General features: G+C 63.0%; 15 protein-coding genes. 6 read left to right on the top strand and 9 right to left on the bottom strand.

The window, feature by feature from the left end; genetic code table 11:
- Positions 1–52: 52 nt before the first annotated feature.
- From QYE47_RS09465 to QYE47_RS09485, 5 genes are all read right to left on the bottom strand, one after another.
- Positions 53–445, bottom strand: coding sequence for a protease inhibitor I42 family protein (locus QYE47_RS09465; protein WP_014592209.1), 393 nt, complete (start codon positions 443–445; stop codon positions 53–55).
- Positions 446–596: 151 nt separating this feature from the next.
- Positions 597–3,014, bottom strand: a complete 2,418-nt coding sequence (gene lon / locus QYE47_RS09470) for an endopeptidase La (RefSeq protein WP_014592208.1) — start codon at positions 3,012–3,014, stop codon at positions 597–599.
- A gap of 203 nt (positions 3,015–3,217) precedes the next feature.
- A complete protein-coding gene (locus QYE47_RS09475; protein WP_014592207.1) occupies positions 3,218–5,629 on the bottom strand; it encodes a glucose/quinate/shikimate family membrane-bound PQQ-dependent dehydrogenase in 2,412 nt (803 codons plus the stop codon).
- A gap of 30 nt (positions 5,630–5,659) precedes the next feature.
- Positions 5,660–6,994, bottom strand: a complete 1,335-nt coding sequence (locus QYE47_RS09480; protein WP_014592206.1) for a carbohydrate porin — start codon at positions 6,992–6,994, stop codon at positions 5,660–5,662.
- Positions 6,995–7,290: 296 nt separating this feature from the next.
- Positions 7,291–9,336 (bottom strand): TonB-dependent receptor, encoded by a 2,046-nt coding sequence (locus tag QYE47_RS09485; protein WP_014592205.1) that lies wholly within the window; start codon positions 9,334–9,336, stop codon positions 7,291–7,293.
- 163 nt (positions 9,337–9,499) lie between these two features.
- Here QYE47_RS09485 and QYE47_RS09490 point away from each other — a divergent pair, with 163 nt between their 5' ends.
- Positions 9,500–9,721 carry a VF530 family DNA-binding protein gene (locus QYE47_RS09490; RefSeq protein WP_012053596.1) on the top strand — a complete coding sequence of 74 codons (222 nt, stop codon included), beginning with the start codon at positions 9,500–9,502 and terminating at the stop codon, positions 9,719–9,721.
- Between the two features lies 1 nt (position 9,722).
- On the top strand, positions 9,723–10,358 hold the full coding sequence (locus QYE47_RS09495; RefSeq protein ID WP_014592204.1) for a Pr6Pr family membrane protein: 636 nt from the start codon (positions 9,723–9,725) through the stop codon (positions 10,356–10,358).
- 163 nt (positions 10,359–10,521) lie between these two features.
- Here the strand turns inward: QYE47_RS09495 and QYE47_RS09500 are convergent, their stop codons facing one another.
- From QYE47_RS09500 to QYE47_RS09515, 4 genes are all read right to left on the bottom strand, one after another.
- On the bottom strand, positions 10,522–15,048 hold the full coding sequence (locus QYE47_RS09500) for a hemagglutinin repeat-containing protein (RefSeq protein WP_070384310.1): 4,527 nt from the start codon (positions 15,046–15,048) through the stop codon (positions 10,522–10,524).
- 27 nt (positions 15,049–15,075) lie between these two features.
- Positions 15,076–16,758, bottom strand: a complete 1,683-nt coding sequence (locus tag QYE47_RS09505) for a ShlB/FhaC/HecB family hemolysin secretion/activation protein (RefSeq protein ID WP_070384309.1) — start codon at positions 16,756–16,758, stop codon at positions 15,076–15,078.
- Between the two features lie 160 nt (positions 16,759–16,918).
- Positions 16,919–17,473, bottom strand: a complete 555-nt coding sequence (locus QYE47_RS09510) for a murein L,D-transpeptidase family protein (RefSeq protein ID WP_010952551.1) — start codon at positions 17,471–17,473, stop codon at positions 16,919–16,921.
- Between the two features lie 22 nt (positions 17,474–17,495).
- Positions 17,496–18,047, bottom strand: a complete 552-nt coding sequence (locus tag QYE47_RS09515; protein WP_014592201.1) for an NUDIX hydrolase — start codon at positions 18,045–18,047, stop codon at positions 17,496–17,498.
- A gap of 123 nt (positions 18,048–18,170) precedes the next feature.
- Here QYE47_RS09515 and QYE47_RS09520 point away from each other — a divergent pair, with 123 nt between their 5' ends.
- From QYE47_RS09520 to QYE47_RS09535, 4 genes are all read left to right on the top strand, one after another.
- Positions 18,171–18,770, top strand: a complete 600-nt coding sequence (locus tag QYE47_RS09520; protein WP_003252125.1) for a CoA pyrophosphatase — start codon at positions 18,171–18,173, stop codon at positions 18,768–18,770.
- A 44-nt stretch (positions 18,771–18,814) separates the two neighbouring features.
- Positions 18,815–19,339, top strand: coding sequence for a gamma carbonic anhydrase family protein (locus QYE47_RS09525; protein ID WP_014592200.1), 525 nt, complete (start codon positions 18,815–18,817; stop codon positions 19,337–19,339).
- Complete coding sequence (locus QYE47_RS09530) at positions 19,329–19,532, top strand: DUF1289 domain-containing protein (RefSeq protein ID WP_012053591.1); 204 nt, start codon at positions 19,329–19,331, stop codon at positions 19,530–19,532. Before QYE47_RS09525 ends, QYE47_RS09530 begins: the two co-directional genes overlap by 11 nt.
- Positions 19,533–19,729: 197 nt before the next feature.
- On the top strand, positions 19,730–20,197 hold the full coding sequence (locus QYE47_RS09535) for a VUT family protein (protein ID WP_014592198.1): 468 nt from the start codon (positions 19,730–19,732) through the stop codon (positions 20,195–20,197).
- Positions 20,198–20,237: the final 40 nt, after the last annotated feature.

A 20,237-nucleotide genomic window follows, 5' to 3' on the forward strand; every position in this document is an offset into this window, starting at 1 on the left:
TTCTAGCCAAACCGCAGCCTTGATGCATGGTTGGCTGACCAGCGCTTTGCGTTCAATTGACCCGGATGCTGCAATCGAAGGTCTGTACCGGGCGCACTTCCGGGGCCCAGGGTTGCTGGTAGACCAACACCAGGTTCCCTTCGCCCGTAGCGCGGGCCTGGAAGCGCCAGGTCGATAGGCCCGAGCTGCCAACGATACCGGTGTCTTCAGGCGCGCTGTAAACCTCGGGGCCAAGGCTTTGCAATACGTTGGGCGCCGGGTTCTGTACCAGCCAGCGGTAGCCGGTGGTGGGGTTGCTGGGCAGGGTAAGCGTGAGGATCTGGCCGACCTGCAGGCGCTTGGGGCATTCGCTTTCGGCGTCCAGGTCAACAGGCTGCGAGGGTTGTTGCGCGCAGGCAGAAAGCAGGGCGAAGCTCAGGGGAACGAGCAGACGAGGAGAGGTCATGGTGGCTCCGAAGGCTGGCGATGGCCTGAGGATACCCGATGATCGAGGAAATTTGTGCTGCCTGTGCCGACCCTTTCGCGAGTAAGCCCGCGCCTGAAGGGATAGTGTACCCGTGCAGGCGCGGGCTTGTCCGCGAAGAGGCCGGTGCAGGCTAGAACAGCACTTTCGCCACGTCGGCAAAGCGCTTGGCGAAATGCACTGTCAGGCCTTCGCGCAGGTAGTCCGGCAGTTCTTCGAAGTCACCGCGGTTAGGCTCCGGCAGGATCAGTTCGAAAATCTTCTGCCGCCGCGCTGCAATCACCTTCTCGCGCACGCCGCCAATCGGCAGTACCTGACCGGTGAGGGTCAGCTCGCCCGTCATGGCGACACCTTTTTTGGCAGACTGGTCGCGGGCCAGTGAAAGCAAAGCGCTGGCCATTGTGATGCCGGCACTGGGGCCGTCCTTCGGCGTGGCGCCTTCGGGGACGTGCAGGTGGATGAACGCTTCGTTGAAGAAACCTGGATCCCCGCCAAATTGCTTGAGGTTGGAGCTGATGTAGCTGTAGGCGATTTCGGCAGACTCCTTCATCACATCCCCCAGCTTGCCGGTCAGCTTGAAGCCCCGGTTGTGGGTGTGGATGCGGGTCGCCTCGATCGGCAGCGTGGCGCCGCCCATGCTGGTCCAGGCCAGGCCGGTGATGACGCCTTTGCCAGCCAGTACCTGCTCGCTGCGGAACACGGGTATGCCGAGTGCGGTCTCCAGGTCCTTGGTGCCGATCTTAAGCTTGGCGTCGGGGTTTTCCAGCAGCTTGACCACGGCCTTGCGCACCAGTTTGCCCAGTTGCTTCTCCAGCTGGCGCACGCCGGCCTCGCGGGCATAACCGTCGATCACCAGGCGCAGGGCGCTGTCGCTGATGCTGAGGCTGGTCTTGGAAACGCCGGCCTTCTCCAGCTGCTTGGGCCACAGGTGGCGCTTGGCGATGGTCAGTTTTTCTTCGGTGATATAGCCAGACAGGCGGATCACTTCCATGCGGTCGAGCAACGGCCCGGGAATCGAATCGAGGGTGTTGGCAGTGCACACGAACAGCACCTTGGACAAGTCCAGGCGCAGGTCCAGGTAGTGGTCCAGGAAGTCGACGTTCTGCTCGGGGTCGAGGGTTTCCAGCAACGCTGAGGCCGGGTCGCCCTGGTAGCTCTGGCCCATCTTGTCGATTTCGTCGAGCATGATCACCGGGTTCATCACTTCGACGTCTTTCAGGGCCTGCACCAGCTTGCCAGGCTGAGCACCGATGTAGGTGCGGCGGTGGCCCTTGATCTCGGCTTCGTCACGCATGCCGCCGACGCTGAAGCGATAGAACGGCCGGCCAAGCGATTCGGCGATGGACTTGCCGATGCTGGTCTTGCCCACCCCGGGCGGGCCTACCAACAGCACGATCGAACCGCTGATCTCGCCTTTCCAGGCGCCCACGGCGAGGAACTCGAGAATGCGCTCCTTGATGTCGTCGAGGCCGGAGTGGTACTGGTCGAGGACTTTGCGCGCGTGCTTGAGGTCGAGCTTGTCTTTGCCGTACACGCCCCACGGCAGGGCGGTGGCCCATTCCAGATAGTTGCGGGTGACGGCGTATTCGGGTGAGCCGGTTTCCAGGATGGCCAGTTTGCCCATCTCTTCATCGATGCGCTTGCGTGCCTGGGGCGGCAGGGTCTTGCCTTCCAGGCGCTGTTCGAACTGTTCGAGGTCGGCGCTGCGGTCGTCCTTGGTCAGCCCCAGCTCCTGCTGGATGACCTTGAGTTGTTCCTTGAGGAAGAACTCGCGCTGGTGCTCGCCGATCTGCCGGTTGACCTCGGCCGAAATCTCGTTCTGCAAGCGTGCGACTTCCACCTCTTTGCGCAGCATTGGCAGTACCTTTTCCATGCGTTTGAGCATGGGCACGCAGTCGAGCACTTCCTGCAACTGGTTGCCGGTGGCCGAGGTGAGCGCGGCGGCGAAGTCGGTGAGCGGCGAGGGGTCGTTGGGGCTGAAGCGGTTGAGGTAGTTCTTCAGCTCTTCGCTGTACAGCGGATTGAGCGGCAGCAGCTCTTTGATCGCGTTGATCAGTGCCATGCCGTAGGCTTTGACCTCGTCGGTCGGCTCGGCGGGCTGGCGCGGGTATTCGACTTCGACCAGATAGGGCGGGCGGTGGTGCTTGAGCCAGTTGCGGATGCGCACCCGGGACAGGCCCTGGGCGACGAACTGCAACTTGCCGTTTTCGCGGCTGGCATGGTGCACCTTGACCAGCGTGCCGTACTGCGGCAGTGCCGAGGTGTCGAAGTGGCGGTGGTCTTCTGGCGGGGTGTCCATGAAGAACAGCGCCAGGCAGTGGTCCGGTGACTTGGCCACCAGGTCGAGCGTTTCGGCCCAGGGTTCTTCATTGACGATGACCGGCAGTACCTGGGCCGGGAAGAACGGGCGGTTGTGGATCGGGATGACGTAGACCTTGTCCGGCAGCTGCTGGCCGGGCAGGGCGAGGGCGTGGCCGGTTTCGGCCTGGAGGGTGTGTTCGACTTCGCTGTGTTCGTCCGGGTGTTCCGGGAAATCCTGCTGGTCGCTCATGGGGCACCTGCGTGAATGACTATGGTGCTTAGATGGGGCGGGGAGGGATGGGTTTCAATGGTTCGGTAGCAGCCTTGTGTCGCGATTGGGCTGCGCAGCAGCCCCAGAATCCATCCAGCATTCTAGAGCGTTGGGGCCGCTGCGCGACCCAATCGCGACACAAGGCCGCTCCCACAGGGTTGAGCCTGTGGGAGCGGTGTCGCTTACTCAGCTAATTTGTAAGCGATGATGTAATCGCCCATCTTGGTGCCCAGCGAGCCATGGCCGCCGGCAGTCACCAGCACGTACTGCTTGCCGTCCTTGCCGGTGTAGCTCATCGGCGTAGCCTGGCCACCCGCTGGCAGGCGAGCTTTCCACAACTCCTTGCCGTTGTTCACGTCATAGGCTCGAAGGTACTGGTCGAGCGTGCCGCTGAGGAAGGCGACGCCACCGGCGGTGACGATCGAGCCACCCATGCTTGGCACGCCAACCGGCAGGCCGATCGGCACCGGAGTGCTGTCCCGGGTGGTGCCGTTCTTGTGTTTCCACACCACCTTGTTGGTGAACAGGTCGATGGCGGCGACGTAGCCCCAGGCGGGTGCCTGGCACGGTACGCCGAGCGGCGACATGAACGGGTGCATGGTCACTGCATACGGTGCACCGGTGTTCGGCTGCACGCCGCTGGTCTCGCTCTCGCGCTTGCTGCCTTCGGCAACCTGCTCACGCGGGACCATCTTCGACACGAACGCCATGTAGTTGGGCGAAGTGAACAGCAGCTGGCGCACCGGGTCGACCGACACGCTGCCCCAGTTGAATACACCGACGTTGCCGGGGTAGACCAACGAACCTTGTTCGGATGGCGGGGTGTACTGGCCTTCGTAGCGCAGCTCGCGGAACTGGATGCGGCACAGCATCTGATCGAAAGGCGTGGCGCCCCACATGGCCTGTTCGGTCAGCTCTGGGCCGAGCAGGTTGAGGTCGGAGCGGGCCTGGGTGGGCGAGGTGTGGTCGCCTTCCACTGCGCCTTGTGGGGTGGGGATCTCGCGGATCGGCACGATTGGCGTGCCGTCGCGGCGGTCGAGCACGTACAGGCTGCCTTGCTTGGTCGGTACGATGATCGCCGGTTTCACGCCATCGTCGGTTTTCAGGTGTACCAGGGTCGGCTGGCTGCCGACGTCCATGTCCCACAGGTCGTGATGGGTGAACTGGTAGTTCCAGCGTGCCTTGCCGGTGGCCAGGTCAAGGGCGACCACGCCGGCGCTGTACTTCTCGGCGCCCGGGGTGCGGTCGGCGCCCCACTGGTCCGGGGTCTGGTTGCCCAGCGGCAGGTAGATCATGCCAAGGTCTTCGTCGACGCTGGCGATCGACCACATGTTGGCCGAGTTGCGGCTGTACATTTTGCCGGCAGCCAATGGCTTGGTGTCGTCCGGGTTGTTGCTGTCCCAGTTCCACACCAGGTGGCCGTCGTGCACGTCGTAGGCGCGGATCACCCCGGACGGCTCATTGGTCGACTCGTTGTCGGTGACGTGGCCACCGATGATCACCAGGTCACGGGTAATCGCAGCAGGCGAGGTGGAGTAATAGCCGCCGGCGGTGAACGGGCCAATGCCGGTGGTGAGGTCGATCACGCCCTGGTTGGCGAAACCTTCGCAGACCTTGCCGTTGTCGGCGTTGATGGCGATCAGGCGGGCATCTGCAGTCGGCAGGTAGAGACGACGCGGGCAGGCTTGGGCCACCGCCTGGCCTGCGTCGGTAATTTTCGGTGCCGGGCTGCCGTCGCGGCTGACGTAGCGGTTTTCGTCATAGTACGAGACGCCACGGCAGGTCATGTGGGCAAAGCCCTTGAAGGTCCCGGTCGGGCTCTTGACCTGCGGGTCGTAGCGCCAGATTTCCGCGCCAGTGTCCGGGTCCAGCGCCAGCAGGCGACTGTGCGCGGTGCAGGCGTACAGCATGCCGTTGACCTTCAACGGGGTGTTCTGGTTGGTCAGCTCCACCGGGTCGTTTTCGGTTGGCAGATCACCGGTGCGAATGCGCCAGGCCTCTTCCAGACGGTAGGCGTTCTGCGGGGTGATCTGGTGCAGCGGCGAGTAGCGGTCGCCATGCTCGGTACGGCCGTAGGCCTGCCATTCGCCGTCGGGCATGGCCGGTGCGGCACTGGCCATTTCGCTGCTGTCGCGGCCCAGTTCGCCGAACACTTCACCGGGATGGGTGAACTGGCTGCCCAGCGCGCAAGCGCCCGAAGCGACCACTGCCAGGCCGAGCAGTGCAGTATTGGCTTTGCTGGCCGGGCCGATCAGCGGGCGACGTGCCCACGGTAGCAGCAGTACCACGCCGATGGCGAACCAGATGGCCAGACGAGGCACCAGTTGCCACCAGTCCAGGCCCACTTCGAGCAGGGCCCAAACGGTGCTGCCCAGCAGCACCAGGCCATACAGGCCTAGGGCGATCTGGCGTTGGGCCAGCAGCAGGATGCCCGAAAGGGCAAAGCCGATACCGGCGATCAGGTAGTACAGCGATCCGCCCAGCTGGCTCAGCTTGATACCGCCGGCCAGCAGGGCCAGGCCCATCAGCAACAGCAGCGCGCCAATCAGGCGCGGTAGCCAGCGGCTTCCTTGGTTCGCACCTTCAGTGCTCATCGTAGGTTCTCCGTCAGGTCAAAAAAGGGGTTAGAAACTGCTCTGGATCTTCAGGCCGCCGATCAGGGCGCCATCGACCTGCGACACCCCGCCCGGGTGGCGGATGTACTGCAGGTTGGGGCGTACCGTGAGCCAGTCGGCCAAATGAATGCCGTAGTACAGCTCGGCGCTGTACTCGGTGTCCTGCACGGGCAGGAAGCCTGGGTTGTCGTAGTCGTAGAGGCCGGCGGCCTGGTTGGCCAGGCGGGCGTTCTTGCGATAGGCAGGGTTGACGTGTACGCGGGCCAGGGCGAAACCGATGTCGTCCTTGGCGCGGGCATCGAAGGGCCCTTTGAATACCAGTCCTGCCTGCACATAGTTGTCGATGGCATTGGTCTTCTTGTCATGCACGGTGGCGTTGGCGAACACGCTCAAGCCGCGTGACTGGTCGGACGCCAGCGAGGTGACCTGCTGCTGGGCGCCAATCCACAAGCCGTGCTTGCTCGAGCTGCTGCGGTAGGCGGCGCCGCTGATGGCGGCCGGCTGACCGTTGCTGTCCTTGAGAACATCTTGTGCCTTGGCATTACTGTAGTAGTAGCCGGCACGATATTCCCCTTTCAAGCCTTGGATACGTGGGGTCCATACCAGTTCGAACGGCATTACCGCACCTTGGGTGCCGCTGCCGCTGAGCTTGAAACCATTGCCAGATTCAAGGTTGGAAGGGTTCTGCTCGAAGACGCCGACCTGTGCGTACAGCTCAGGGGTAAGGTTGTAGCGCACGCGCAGGGCCCACTGGCTGACTGGCCAGTTGTACCAGATGCCACCCACCCAGTTGCCCACCTGCGAGCCGCAGAAGGCCAGGTTCTGGAAGTCGCAAGGGAAGCTGTTGAAGTCCTCGCCTTCACCGAAGCGGCCGAATTTCACATCCAGCGCACCGTCGAAGTACTTCTGCTTGATCCACATCTGCGTCAGCCTCCAGGTTTCGCCGCGGCCCCAGACTTCCTGGGCGGAGGTGAAGCCGCCGACACGCGGGTCGTTGATGCGGTCGTTGCTGATGTTGTCGCCGTGGCGCTCGGTGACGGTCAGCTGGAATTCGGTGTCGTGCCAGCCGAGGATCTTCTCCAGGTCCAGGTGGCTGCCGAAGGTGAACTGGTCGCTGTAGCGCGCGGTGCGGTCGTGGTCGTAGCCGCCGTGCAGGTTGCTGCCCATCTCGCCAGTGTAGCCAAGGGTGAACTCGTAGCCCTTTTCCAGCAGTTCGCTGCGGGTTCCGCCCCAGTCGCCGAGCATCCAAGGGGAGTCGCTGGCGAACATTTCGCTGGCGCCGGCGGGGGTTGCCAAGGCACTGAGGGCGAGGCCGATGTAGCAGGTTTTAGGCAGTTGGAACATGAGATAGCGCTATCTTTTGATTATTGAAAAAAACGGCAAGCGCATCGAAGGGCGGGCCCCTCAATGGATATGGCGACAAGATTGTTCGATGAAGCGTTTCAGCTTGCGGCGGGGAGGATATAGGGGAAGTTATAAGAAAAAAAGACAAATTGTCGCAGAGGATTGTTGTTGAACGGGCAACAGTCGTCATTAATCGAGGCAGGTGTAGGAGCGGGTTCACCCGCGAATGCGCCGGTTGTCCTACCATCGTATTCGCGGGTGAACCCGTTTCTACACCGATCTTCGTCGCTTGTGGTTCAGAAGGTGGTACGCAACCCGACTTCCACACTGCGCCCCGGCGCCGGTGCGATATCGCGCAGGATCGAACTGGCATAGCGCACGGTCTGGTCGGTCAGGTTTTCGCCGCGCACAAACGCCAACCACTGGCTTTGACCAATGTCGAAGCGGTAGCCAACGCTCGCGCCCAAGGTGGTGTAGCCATCGGTGCTGGTTTCGTTGGCGGGTTTGCGGTGCTGCGACGCAGCGTGCTGCACGTCTACCCGCGCCTGCCAGCGGTCCAGTTCCCAGACCAGGCCGCTGTTCAGGCGCAGCGGGGCGATGCGGGGCAGTGGCTCGCCGCTGTCCAGGTTCTTGGCCCGGGTGTAGTCACCGGACAACTCCAGCGCAAAGCTGCCGTAACGGTTCTCGACCAGTTGCCAGCGGTCCTGGGCCTCGATCCCGTAGAAGCGCGCCCGCACGCCTTGGTACTGGTATTCCGGGAAGCCGTCGTCATGATCGTGGTCGTGGTCATCCTCGTCATGGTCGTGATCATGTCCGCCCTCACGCAGGTTGCCCGTGCCGATCAGGCCGATGTAGTTGCGAAAATGGCTGTAGAACACCCCAACACTGCCCTTGTGGGTGCCGTTGTCGAAGCGCAGCGCCAGGTCGGCGGAAATGGCCTTTTCCTTGTTCAGGCCGGTGTCACCGACTTCAAACGCGCCGGTGGCTACGTGCGCGCCATTGGCGTACAGCTCGTAAAAGGTAGGGGCGCGCTCGGTGTAGCCAAGGTTAGCGGCCAGCGACCAGATTGGGTCGAACTGGTACACAGCTCCCGACGACAGGCTAAAGGCGTTGAAGCTGCTGGCGCTGTCGGCGTCGACGAAGTTCTCGTTGCCTTTGGCGTCTGGGTCTACGCGGGTGTGCTCCATGCGCGCGCCCAGGCTCAGGTTCAGCCGCTCGGTGGCTTGCCACTGTTCGAGCATGAACAGCGCCACGCTGTCGGTATCGGTATGCGGGACGAAGGCTTCCTCGCCGAGGGCCGAAAATTCGTTACGGCTGACCTGGGCCCCAATGACCCCTTCCACCGGTCCTAGCGGCTGGTGACGGGCTTCGATGCGGGCTTCGTAGCCCTTGTTCTTGAAGGTGGTATGGACCTCGCCTTCCTCGATTTCGCTGTGTTCGTAGTCGGTGTAACCGGCATCTACCTTGACTGAGCTGAACGGGCCGTCGAGGTCGCGCAGTTCGGAGGCGAAGGCGTAGTGATCCTGTTTCATGTCCAGGCGCACGCCGGACTCGGCCACCGAGCCATAGTTGCTGTCGTAACCGCTGTACGACAGGCCGGCATAGCCGTGGTCCCAGTGGTAGCTACCACCGATTGCGCCGCCGTCCTGGCGACCGTCGCTGTTTTCCAGGCGGTGTTTGCTGCCGGGCTCGTCGGCATCGCGCACCTTGGCGCTGCGTGCGTAGCCCGGGATGCGCAGGTCGTTGAACTGGCGGCTGTTGGCATCCAGGTGCAGGGCGAAGGCGCCGTCGCCGGCCTCCAGCTTGCCGGCGCTGCTGCGGGTGGTGTCGGCGCCGCCGTAACGCAGTTCACCGGCACCGTGGATGCCCTCGATCGGCGAGTCCGGGATACGGTTGTCGAAGGTGTTGACCACGCCGCCAATGGCATTACCGCCATACAGCAAGGCGGCCGGGCCGCGGACGATTTCGACGCGGTCGACCGTCACCGGGTCCAGGGGCACGGCGTGGTCATAGGACAGCGACGAGGCATCCAGGGCACCGACGCCATTGCGCAGGATACGAATGCGGTCGCCATCCAAGCCGCGGATCACCGGTCGGCTGGCGCCAGGGCCGAACCAGGTAGAGGCAACACCGGGCTGCTTGTTCAAGGTTTCACCGAGGCTGCCGTGCTGCTGTTGCAGCAGGTTGTCGCCTTCGAGCACGGTGCTGGGAGCCGCCAGTTGGCGGTTGCCCAACGGGTTGGCGGTGATGACCTGCGGCTCAAGTTCTACGGCCTGGCTGGGGGATGCAGCCAGCCAAAGTGCGACGGCAAGGGGGGAGAGGCGAAGCGGTGTGTACAGCATGGGAATGGGGCGTTCCTTGGCAGATGCTTTTTAGTGTTACAACATAACATAACTATTCCATCACAGAGGTTTTGCCTCTGGCCAGCGATTTTTCTGTCGACTCGACGGATCCCTCCCACCACTACACTCGTGTAAGGTGCGCATCTTTCCTACGGAGCACAGCATGAGCACGGCCCAACACAACGCGCTGCACGGCAAGACCCTTGAACAGATCCTCACCGAGCTGGTGGCGCATTACCAATGGCATGGCCTGGCCGAGCGCATCGATGTGCGCTGCTTCAAGAGCAACCCGACCATCAAGTCGAGCCTGACGTTCCTGCGCAAAACACCGTGGGCGCGGGAGAAGGTCGAGCAGCTGTACGTGAAGCTGCAGCGCCAGGCCTGACATGTCGCGTCGCCCTTGGCTGACCGGCATGGCCGTGCTGGGCTGGTTCGGCCTGGCCGTGCAGGTGAACCTGGTACTGCTGGCGCGTTGGCAGGAACAGGCCAGCTTGATTGGCGGCCTGATCAATGTGTTCGGCTACTTCACCGTGCTGACCAATACCCTGGTGGCGACGGTGCTCAGCTATGCCGCATTCGGCCGGGAAGGCCGTGGCAAACGCTTTTTCCTGTCGCCATCGGTAAGCTCTGCAGTGGCCGCCAGTATCGTGCTGGTGGCGCTGGCCTACAGCGTGCTGCTGCGTCATTTGTGGCAACCACAGGGTTGGCAATGGCTGGCGGACGAGTTGCTGCACGACGTGATGCCGGTGCTGTATGCCGTGTACTGGTGGTGCGAGGTGCCCAAGGGCAGGTTGCGGCTATGGCATTTGCTGGTGTGGGCGGTGTACCCGGCGGTCTACTTTGGTTATGCGTTGTGGCGGGGGAGTGAGATTGGCGTCTATGCCTACCCGTTCATTGATGTGGCCAGCCTGGGGTATGGGCAGGTGATGCTCAACGCCCTCGGGGTGCTGGCGGGTTTCTGGGGGATAGGGCTGGTGTTGCTTGGGCTGGATCGGTGGCGGGGGCTGCACAGGCTGGCTTGACCTGTACCGGCCTCTTCGCGGGCAAGCCCGCTCCCACAGAGTAATCACAAGCCCATGGGGCTGTGGTATTCGCTATGGAAGCGGGGGACACGCGGTGTCTGGGTGTCAGCAGCAGGGCACAAGATTTCTGATGCCCCCAAATTGCCAGGGCCGCGATTACGTCTTAGTGCTTCTTCCCTTGCATGCTCGAAACCCATTGCTCGCTGCGACTATGCCCACTGGTTCTCAACACGCCCAGGTCCAGCGCATTTTCCCCATCCGCCGCCATTTTGCTTTTGGCTATCTCGGCGATTGCCGTGCCCAGATCCACCGGTGAGTTGGACGCATCCAACGACAGGTCTCGGCGATAGTCATTGCCGCTTAGCGTTTCCTGGGTGACTGAGTTGGCGTCGAGCCTCACGTCGCCTTTGGCCGACTGCAAGCGTGCCCCTACCAGATGAGCGTTGCCACCGACCTGCAGGTCGATGCCGTCGCTGCTTTTGAGCATGGTCTGACGCGCTACGTTGTCGCGCTGTGCATGCGACACGTCGAGGCTGACGGTCGGTGAGAACCCTGGGTCTGCCTTGCTCAGGGCCGAACCGGCCTTTGTCTCGACCTTGCCTCCCAGCGGGCCAGCCACCGATTTGGCCGCGTTGACATAGCCCTGCGGATTTTTCTCCTGGCTCAGCCTGACATCGCCCTTCACGCTCAGGGTGTTGACGTTGTCCTTGAGGCTGGCGATGCGCAGGTCACCGTCGACTGTGCCGCCAATATGCCCTGCATCCAGGGTGGCACTCTCGATGCGGGTATCGCCGCGGCTTTGCAGGTCGATGCGCTCGGCGCGCAGGTCACTGGTATTCCAGGTGAGGTTGTCGCGCTTGTCGAGCTCAACCTTGAGCCGACCATGCAGGCCGCGGGTGTCCAAGGCGCCCTTGGCCATGTTGAAACCGGCGCCGGCCGAGATGTCGAGGTTGTCGCGTCGCTCCTGGCTGGAAGAGGCTTCAACCAGCATGCCGCCATTGGAGGCGTCGAGGGTGATCTGTTCGGCCGAGGCCTGCAGGCCTTGCAGGTGCAGGGCGATGTCCTCGCGGGCGCTGCTGGTCAGGGTCAGTGTGCCGTTGCTGGCAAACTGGGCATCGACCGCCTGACGCGCATGTTCGTCCTGCTTGCCGTGACTGAAGTGGCCGCCTATGGCTCCCCCCTGGGTCTGGCCAGCCTTGGCCGCCAGCTCCATGCCGCCACCCAGGTTGGCGCCTGTGGCCTGCTGGGTGTTACTGGCCGCCTTGACCTGCAACTGGCCGCCGCTTTGCACCCGTATGTCGCCGGCCTTGGCCTCGCGGTTGCCAATGCGGGTGCCTTCGAGCAACAGGTCGCCTGTGCTGGTCAGTTGAACTTCGCCCTTGGCGTCGATTTGTGCCACTTGTGCCTTGCTCTGCGTGCTCAGCTTCTGGCCATGGTCCAGATAGCCCCGGCCATCGACACCGGTGCTGCCCGGGCGGTTGCCGACTTTGGCCCAGGCATTGCCATCGAGCTGGCGTGACTGCTGTTCGGCCTGGTCGGTCGCCTGGGGTAGGGCCAACGACCCTGCACTGTGCATGACCACGCTGCCTTCACCGCCATCGATGCGGGCCCCTTCGTAGCGGCCATCGCTGCCCAGCTGTACCTGGATACCCTGTTGCCCGTAGAGGCTGCCGGGCACGGCGGTGCTGGCGATATCCTTTTTATCCAGCGACCCTCCTTTGCCGGCGGCGCGTACATTCAAGTCCTCGCCGGTGCTGGTGTCCAGGCGGGCGTCGCCACCATAGGCCAGGCGTTGAACGGTGGTTTCCTGGGTATTTTCGGCGGCGCTCACCTGGTGCTGCTGCGCCTCGATTTTCAGCGAGCCGGCATTGGCCCGCCAGGCTGTGCCCTGGTCGGCCAGTGTGTCAGCCTTGACCTCGACCTTTGCTGCAGACAACTCGCTGACCTGAGCAATGCCACGGCGCTGGTTTTCCAGGCGCTTGAGGTGTTCGACCGTCATGTCGGCCCCCACGCTGGGCGGTGCCATGGCGTCTTCGGGCGAAGCTTGCTGGAAGCGCGGGGCTTCCTCACCCAGCACCAGGCGTTCGATAGGGCGGGTCAGGTCGCGGTATTCGATACTGGCGCCCAGGCTACCCGACCAGTCGTCACGGCTTTGTTCATGTTCATAGGTATCCTGAGCTGCACGGTTGTCGATGCGTTTGGCGGTCACCTGCAGGGTGTTGCCGGCCTCGACGTGCGCGGCCTCAGTGAGCAGTGCATCACTGCGCAATTTCAGATCGCCGCTGGCCTGCAACTCGCTGCGCTGCACCTTGCTGTCGCGTTCGGCTTGCACCTCGCGGTTGTGATGGCCTTCGAACAAACTGCCCAGGCGGTCGATGCCACCGGTTACCGTCAGCCCGCCACCACTTTCGGTGGTACGGGTGGTTGTGTCACGGTCGTTGCGGGTCGCCCCCAGTGTCACCTCCCGCGCCTGCACATCGAGATCGCCGGCAGTGGCCTGGACCTTGCTGCCGTTGACCTGCAGGTGCGCGCTGCTGCTCATGTCCACCGAGGCGCCCTTGAGCTCACTGGCAACCTGGTTGGTCGTGCGCTGCTTGCTGGTGGTGGTCACGACCTCATACGCCACGCCAGCCGCGTACTGGCGAGACTCGGGCTTGCCATCCTCAGCTTCCTGGGTCTGTCTGGCACTGGCCGTGAAACCCCGTTGTTGGTCGCGGGTTTCGCGCTCATCGACCGATTGCGCACTGCCAATCAGCAGGTCGCCTTTGGCCTCGACTTGCAGATGCTTGCCAGCGGCAACCTTGGCGCCCTGGATGCGCATCTCTTCGGCGCTGGCCAGGCGCAGGTTGCTGGTCGAGCTGACGTCGCTGACCAGTACCTGCTGTTTGCGGTCCGTGCTTTCGTGCTTGCTGCCGATCAGGCCAAACAGTTTGCTGTCGCTGGTGCGCTGGGTGGAGGTCGTGCTGCCATGGTCTGCCTCGATGGCCAGCGAACCGTTATCGCTGTAGAGCACCGCGTCCTGTTTACCGAACACGGTGCTGCCTTTGATGGCGACCTGGTCGGCGCTCACAGTGAGCTCGCCATCGCTGGTTATGGTGCTGCCTGCAACGACCTGGCCCTCGGTGTCGTTACCTTTGCGGTCACCAAAAAATGTGCCGGACACCAGATCGCCTCGGTAGTCGCGTTGGGTACCGTGTTCCTGCAAGGTGGTGGTGCCGATGTCGGCCTGTTTTGCCTGGATAGCCAGATCGCCGCGGCTGTGCAGGCTGCTGCCCTTTACGTTGAGGTTGTCGCTTGCCTCTATCGACATGTGCCCGGCGCTCAGGGTACTGCCCTTTGCGGTTTCCTTGAGTTGGTCGCTATCGCTGTCACCGCGCCATAAATCCTTGCGATGACGCACCTTCTGTTCGGTGCGTTTGCTGTCGATGCCGGCGAGGATGTCCAGGCCGGCACCGCTGTCGACCGTCAGCTCGTTACCGGCGTCCACCTTCACTGCGGTCATGCGTAAGTCGTCGCCGGACTGCAGCAGCACGCTGTCAGTGCCCAGTAATTGACTGCCCTGTTGTTGCCGGTGGGTGGTGGTGGTCTTGCGGTTGTAGGTTTCACGGGTGACGAACCAGAACTTCTTGTTCCAGCTGTCACTGTCGTGCTTGATGTGCTCGATTGTCTTGGCGTCCAGGGTGAGCTTCTTGCCAGCCCTTGCTTCGATCCGCAGGGCCTGGCCGTCAACCGTTTCAAGCATCAGGTCATCGGCAGCAGTGAGTTTCAGTACGCCACGCTCACTGCGCAGCTCGGTCGGGCGGTCGCCACTGCCGCTGACATGCAGGCCCCCGGCCGAGCTGATGTCGACCCCCTCGGTGCCCAGAATCTGCGAGGCCCCCACACGCACACCGGCGCCTTCGGCAGTACTTACCACACGGATACGCCCGGCGCGCATGGCGCCGAACAGGCTGGCATCAATGCTCGAAGAGGGGCTGGGCAGGTGTTCGACCACCTCGCCGCTGCGGCTGTCGATACGGTTGCGACCGACGGTGATGTCGAGCGTTTCACTGGCCATGAGCAGGCCTTTGCTGTCCACGCGTGGTGCGATCAGTTCGAGTGCGCCACCGGCATTGCCCTGGCCATGCTCCAGTACCTGCAGGGTGCCACTGGCCGTTAGCGTATCGAGGTACCTGAGCTGTTGCTCCTCGAATTGCGGGGTGCCCACCACGAAGCCTGCGCGGGTGGTGTTGATGAAACTGCCGCCATTGAGGGTGATGCCATTGGGGTTGGCCAGTATGTAGTCGGCCGGGCGCCCGAAGATTTCCTGCGGTCCCTCGATCAGCGAGGCGTTGCGGCTGACCACTTCGTTAAGAATGGTCGAGGCGGCCTGGCCCTGAAACTGCGGGTTGGCCGCCAGGGCGCCGGCCAGTTGCGACTGCCCGGCTGCGGTGGCGTTGTTCAGCACCAGGCCCGGGGTGGCAACGTTGTAGTCGATGAACTGGTTGTGTGACAGCCCCGTGGCGTTGGGCGGCACGATGTCGATCACCGGCACCCCGTGGCCGTTGTGGATGACCGGGGTCCCCCCGGGGCCGCTGGCTGCTTCCAGTCCTGTCTGAGCCAGTGCGGCGCTGGGCCCGAGCACGGCGAGGAAGATTGCCCAGCGCAAGGTATCCGGGCGAACAGGCGGTAACTGCGAGAGTGTTTGCATTTTCTCGTTCTCTTTGTTGTGGGTGAATCAGATGCTCAGGGTCCAGTCCAGCACCCAGAAGCCGGGCTCCAGCCGCCGGCGGGGGAGGTCGCTGGTGTACAAGGCGCGTTGGTAGTCCAGGCGCAGGCGGCTGCCGGGCAGGCTCAGTTCCAACCCTGCGGCGGCCCCGGCCAGGCGCTGTGACGGTTTGCCTTCGGCGGTGCGAACCCAGCCCAGGTCCAGGCCGATGTAGGGGCGTATCTCGAAGGGGGGTGCCAAGATCCGTGGCAGCGCCTGGCTGAATGTATTGCGCCAGACGGCGCTGCTGGCACCGGAGTAAGTGTGCAGACGAAAGCCGCGGACAGCCGAATCGTCGCTGACCAGCAGCTGTTCGACGGCAGGCAGCGGGTCGCGGCTGTACTGCATGGCCAGCTCGCTCTGCCAGCGCCAAGGGCTGGGTGCCGGGCCTTGACGCAGGTGCAGCAGGTTGGCGCGGTACTTGCGAAAGTCCGGGCGCAGGCGTTGAGCACCCAGGGGCGAGCTGTCGGCACCCCATGCGTCAATGCCTTGGGCAACGCCGAAGTAACCGTTCCACAGGCCACTTTCGAGCCACAGCAGGTTGATGCCGGCCTCTACCGTGGCCAGCGTCGGGCTCTGCTGGACGATAACCGCGCCAGCGCTGCGGTTGATCAGCTGCTTGCGATCCAGACGGGCGCTGGCGCTGAGCATGCCTTGCTGGTTGCGCCACAATACCCGCTCGACACTCAGGCCCTGATAGCTGCTGCTGCCGTCGGCAGCCTTGTCGCTGTAGGGGAGGGGGGCTTGATAGCTTAGCTGGCTGGCGCTGAGGGCAAAGGTCCAGGCGCCGTAGGGGATGCTGTAGTACAACGATATCCCTTGGCTTTGGCCGGGCGTATCGAGCACCGTGCGGGTCAACGACAGGCGCAGCTCATCATTGAGGCCAAGCGGGCTGTCCAGGCCAATGCCGAGGTTGACGCGGTGGCGGCCGGTCAGCTCGCTGCCCCGGTTGTCGAAGCGGCTGTCCAGGTGCCAGCGTGATGCAACCTTGCCCGGCTGCACGACCACGCGGGTGCCGCCCTGCAGTTCGCCGGGCAGCAAGGTGGCGCCCAGTTCATAGGCGCGAAGGCGGTTGAGCTGGTCCAGGCCTTGCTCAAGGTCGGGCAGGTACAGTGGCTGCCCAAGCAGGCCTGGGAAGGCACTGGAGAGAGACAGGGGCAGGTCGGGGCCTGCCAGTTCGATGGTTTCGACAAAGCCTTCGACAATGACGATGTCCAACGGCATGCCCTCTGCTGGGGGCTGCCGCAGGTAGGGGCGGCTGGTTGGGTAGCCGGCTTGTACATAACGTTGGGTGATGGCTTTGAGCAGCCGGTTGATGTCGGCGATACCCATGCAGGCAGGCGTGAGCGCACGGATGGTGGGCGCAAGTGCCGAGTTCGAAAGCCGGTGCATGCCCGCCACGCGCACGCCATCGACTGCCCAGCAGTGATCGTCGTGCGGGCGGAGGGAAGTGCTGTTGGTCGGTTCAGCCGGGACGGGTATACGCTGCCAGCGTTCCAGCCGCTGCTGTTGCTCCAGCTGCCGCAGCCCATGCTGTTGATCGCGCAGCTGCTGGCTGGCAGGGTCGTCGGCCAGTACCTGGGGAGCGGACAGCAAGCCAGAAAGGCAACCGGCCGACAGCCAATGGGCGATGCGGTGAATCAGGCACGGCATTGAAGCACCCCGCAAATGATGTACGGTTTTCGTACTCGTCTGCGTGGATGCTAGAAATTAAGCCACTCGTATGGATGCAGTACCCTGCCTAAGCACCTGTCAGGCAAATTCGCGCTAATTGGTGAGAAGGTTCCTACAACTTTTGCCGGAAGGCTCTATTTCAAGGGCGGATCTCGATCAGCGTTCCATCCCGAACCAGGTCCCACACTTCCTGCATGTCGCGGTTGCGCATGGCAATGCAACCATCCGTCCAGTCCAGGGTATGGAAGTACCACTCCGGGTATTCATCATTGATCGGTGTGCCGTGAATCATGATCATGCTGCCGGCATTCACGCCTGCCCGGGTCGCGCGGGCGGCATCGCTGATGTTCGGGTAATTGATGTGCATGGCCAGGTTGAAGCGGTCGCTCTGCTTGCGCCAGTCCAGCCAGTACAAGCCCTCAGGGGTTTTCTTGTCGCCTTCGCGTTCCTTGGCGCCCTTGGGCTGCTTGCCCAGCGAGATGCGGTAGGTTTTCAGCGGCTCGCCGCGGCTGATCAACTGCAGGCGGCGCTCCGACTTGATCACCAGCACCTTGTCGATCAACGGTTGCATGGCTTGCTGCGAAGGCGATGGCGTTTGCGCTGCCGGCGCGGGCTTGCGGATGATGGTTTCGGTGAAGGCCGCCTGGGACACCGAGGTAACGCAAAGGCAGAAAAGGGCAAGCAACCAGCGCATGTAACAGTATCCCTGAAGGCGTTTAGGTGTTTTGCGAAACGTTCATCGGCGGCAGGTATTCATGGCCTATGGGGTAGTGCTGGCCGATGCGGTCGCGATAGTAGCATTCTAGTGTGCGAGTGACGGTGCGGAAAGCCAGCTCGTCCCACGGTATCTCATGTTCTTCGAACAGCCGCACCTCCAGGCTTTCGACACCGACGGCAAAGTCCAGGTCCGCCAACTCGGCGCGGAAGAACACATGCACCTGGCTGATGTGCGGCAGATCGAACAGCTGGTACAGGGATGTCGGCCCGACCCGGGCGCAGGCTTCCTCGACGGTTTCGCGACGCGCGGCCTGGTCGAGGGTTTCGCCGTTTTCCATAAAACCGGCCGGCAGGGTCCAGAACCCCCGGCGCGGTTCGATGGCGCGGCGACACAGCAACACCTGGCTGCCCCAGGTCGGCAACACGCCGGCCACGATATTGGGGTTCTGGTAGTGGATGGTCTGGCAAGAGCCGCAGACGTACCGCAGGCGGCTATCGCCCTCGGGGATCCGCTGGGTGACCGGTTGGCCGCACGCGCTGCAGAATTTCATGTGTGGTTCCTTATGTTCAAGGCTATCTTGGCGCGGCCACCGTGCCGTCGCAAGCGCTGGGGCTTGGGTGCTTCGCGGCTTTGGTGCATGATGCAACACAGGACCTGGATACGAGCGTGCGCAATGCTGGACGAGCTACTTCGCCGAATGAGCAACCACCAACCCGCGTCATTGGAAACCGACAGGCGGTTCCCCGAAGCGGCGGTCCTCTTGCCCATTACCCGCAGCGAAGCGCCCGAACTGGTCTTGACCCTGCGCGCCAAAGGCCTGTCTACCCACGGTGGTGAAGTAGCCTTTCCCGGTGGCCGCCGCGACCCGGAAGACCCGGACCTGGTCTTTACTGCCCTGCGCGAGGCTGAAGAAGAAATCGGCCTGCCCCCTGGCCTGGTGGAGGTGATTGGTCCGCTCAGCCCGCTGATTTCGCTACATGGCCTGAAAGTGACGCCATTCGTCGGGCTTATTCCCGACTTCGTCGAATATCGCGCCAATGATGCCGAGATAGCGGCAGTATTCACCGTGCCGCTGGAATTCTTCCGGCAGGACCCGCGCGACCATACCCACCGTATCGATTACCAGGGGCGTAGCTGGTATGTGCCCAGTTACCGCTATGGTGAATACAAGATCTGGGGTTTGTCGGCGATCATGATCGTCGAGCTGGTCAACCTGCTGTTCGATGCCGGTATCAGCCTGCATCAGCCCCCGGAGCGTTACATCGAAAATTGAGCGGGGCCTACCCCGCCGTCTGCGTCGCAGCCTGAGGAACAAGCATGAAATATCGCCTGGGCGACCTGCGGGTCGAGAGCCACCCCACCAGTTGGGCCGCACCCAATGCCACGCTCATTGGCAGCGTGCGCCTGCAAGCCAATGCCAGTGTGTGGTTTGGCGCGGTGTTGCGCGGTGATAACGAGCTGATCGACATTGGCGAAGGCAGCAACGTGCAGGATGGCACGGTGATGCACACTGACATGGGCTCGCCACTGACGTTGGGCAAGGGCGTGACCGTTGGCCACAATGCCATGTTGCATGGCTGCACGGTGGGCGACTTCAGCCTGGTCGGTATCAACGCAGTGATCCTCAATGGCGCACGCATCGGCAAGCACTGCATCATCGGCGCCAATGCACTGATCGCCGAGGGCAAGGAAATTCCAGACGGTTCGCTGGTGATGGGCTCGCCGGGCAAGGTGGTACGCGAACTGACCGAGCAGCAGAAGCGCATGCTTGAAGCGAGTGCCGCACATTACGTGCACAATGCCCAGCGTTATGCGCAAGCGTTGGTGGTTGATGATGAGTGATGTAGCAGAGCGGCCGGTGGCATCGCCGTGCGTGAGCATTTGCGCGCTGGATGAGCAGGATATCTGCACCGGCTGCCAGCGTACCGTGGCCGAGATTGGCCGCTGGGGGCGGATGGACAATGATGAGCGTCGGGCGGTGCTCAAGCGTTGTCATGAACGGGCGGTAGAAGCCGGCCTCATCTTGCAGGCCTGACGCGAACCCTGTAAGAGCGGGTTTACCCGTGAACACTGGCGAAGCCGGTGCCATGCACCGCAGTGGCAGCTTCGCGGGCACGCCCGCTCCCACAGGTTGCAGCGTCAGTCTTGAGGGCTGCACAACATCTGTGGGCGCGGGTTTACCCGCGAACGGCCCAGCGGTAATCTGTACGGCTTGCCCACAGACAGCCCGCCATGTTCTATCTGATTGCCTACATCAGCAGCGTAGTGCTGATCAACTACGCCTTCTCCAGTGCCCCGCACCTGGACATCATCTGGTCCGCCTGGGGTGGCCTGGTGTTCATCCTGCGCGACATGGTGCAGACCCGTTTCGGTCATGGCGCCCTGTTCGCCATGCTGGTGGCACTGGTGCTGTCCTATGTCACATCGGAGCCGGCCATCGCCCTGGCCAGCGCCACTGCGTTCTTCATTTCCGAGCTGATCGACTGGCTGGTGTTCAGTATCACCCGTCGGCCGCTGCGCGACCGCCTGTGGCTCAGTTCGGCGCTGAGCATCCCGGTGGATACCTTCATTTTCTTTGGCATGATCGGCGCGCTGACCCCGGCAGTGATCGGCACAGCGATGGCCTCGAAGTTCGCCGGTGTAACCGCGGTGTGGCTGGCCATGGCATTTCGCGCCCGGCGGGCCGCCGTGGCCGGTTGATGGTGTAGAATAGCGGTCCTTTTTCAGCGGGTGGCGCCTA

This window comes from Pseudomonas sp. 2,4-D, from assembly GCF_030418155.1.
GTDB lineage: Bacteria > Pseudomonadota > Gammaproteobacteria > Pseudomonadales > Pseudomonadaceae > Aquipseudomonas > Aquipseudomonas alloputida.

Bases quoted from the DNA above. Each gene is read 5' to 3' on its own strand.
- QYE47_RS09495 (WP_014592204.1), top strand. From the start codon at position 9,723: ATGTCGCGTCGCCCTTGGCTGACCGGCATGGCCGTGCTGGGCTGGTTC.
- QYE47_RS09535 (WP_014592198.1), top strand. From the start codon at position 19,730: ATGTTCTATCTGATTGCCTACATCAGCAGCGTAGTGCTGATCAACTAC.
- QYE47_RS09515 (WP_014592201.1), bottom strand. From the start codon at position 18,047: ATGAAATTCTGCAGCGCGTGCGGCCAACCGGTCACCCAGCGGATCCCC.
- QYE47_RS09490 (WP_012053596.1), top strand. From the start codon at position 9,500: ATGAGCACGGCCCAACACAACGCGCTGCACGGCAAGACCCTTGAACAG.
- QYE47_RS09475 (WP_014592207.1), bottom strand. From the start codon at position 5,629: ATGAGCACTGAAGGTGCGAACCAAGGAAGCCGCTGGCTACCGCGCCTG.
- QYE47_RS09530 (WP_012053591.1), top strand. From the start codon at position 19,329: ATGATGAGTGATGTAGCAGAGCGGCCGGTGGCATCGCCGTGCGTGAGC.
- QYE47_RS09485 (WP_014592205.1), bottom strand. From the start codon at position 9,336: ATGCTGTACACACCGCTTCGCCTCTCCCCCCTTGCCGTCGCACTTTGG.
- QYE47_RS09520 (WP_003252125.1), top strand. From the start codon at position 18,171: ATGCTGGACGAGCTACTTCGCCGAATGAGCAACCACCAACCCGCGTCA.
- QYE47_RS09505 (WP_070384309.1), bottom strand. From the start codon at position 16,758: ATGCCGTGCCTGATTCACCGCATCGCCCATTGGCTGTCGGCCGGTTGC.
- QYE47_RS09525 (WP_014592200.1), top strand. From the start codon at position 18,815: ATGAAATATCGCCTGGGCGACCTGCGGGTCGAGAGCCACCCCACCAGT.
- lon (WP_014592208.1), bottom strand. From the start codon at position 3,014: ATGAGCGACCAGCAGGATTTCCCGGAACACCCGGACGAACACAGCGAA.
- QYE47_RS09500 (WP_070384310.1), bottom strand. From the start codon at position 15,048: ATGCAAACACTCTCGCAGTTACCGCCTGTTCGCCCGGATACCTTGCGC.
- QYE47_RS09510 (WP_010952551.1), bottom strand. From the start codon at position 17,473: ATGCGCTGGTTGCTTGCCCTTTTCTGCCTTTGCGTTACCTCGGTGTCC.
- QYE47_RS09480 (WP_014592206.1), bottom strand. From the start codon at position 6,994: ATGTTCCAACTGCCTAAAACCTGCTACATCGGCCTCGCCCTCAGTGCC.
- QYE47_RS09465 (WP_014592209.1), bottom strand. From the start codon at position 445: ATGACCTCTCCTCGTCTGCTCGTTCCCCTGAGCTTCGCCCTGCTTTCT.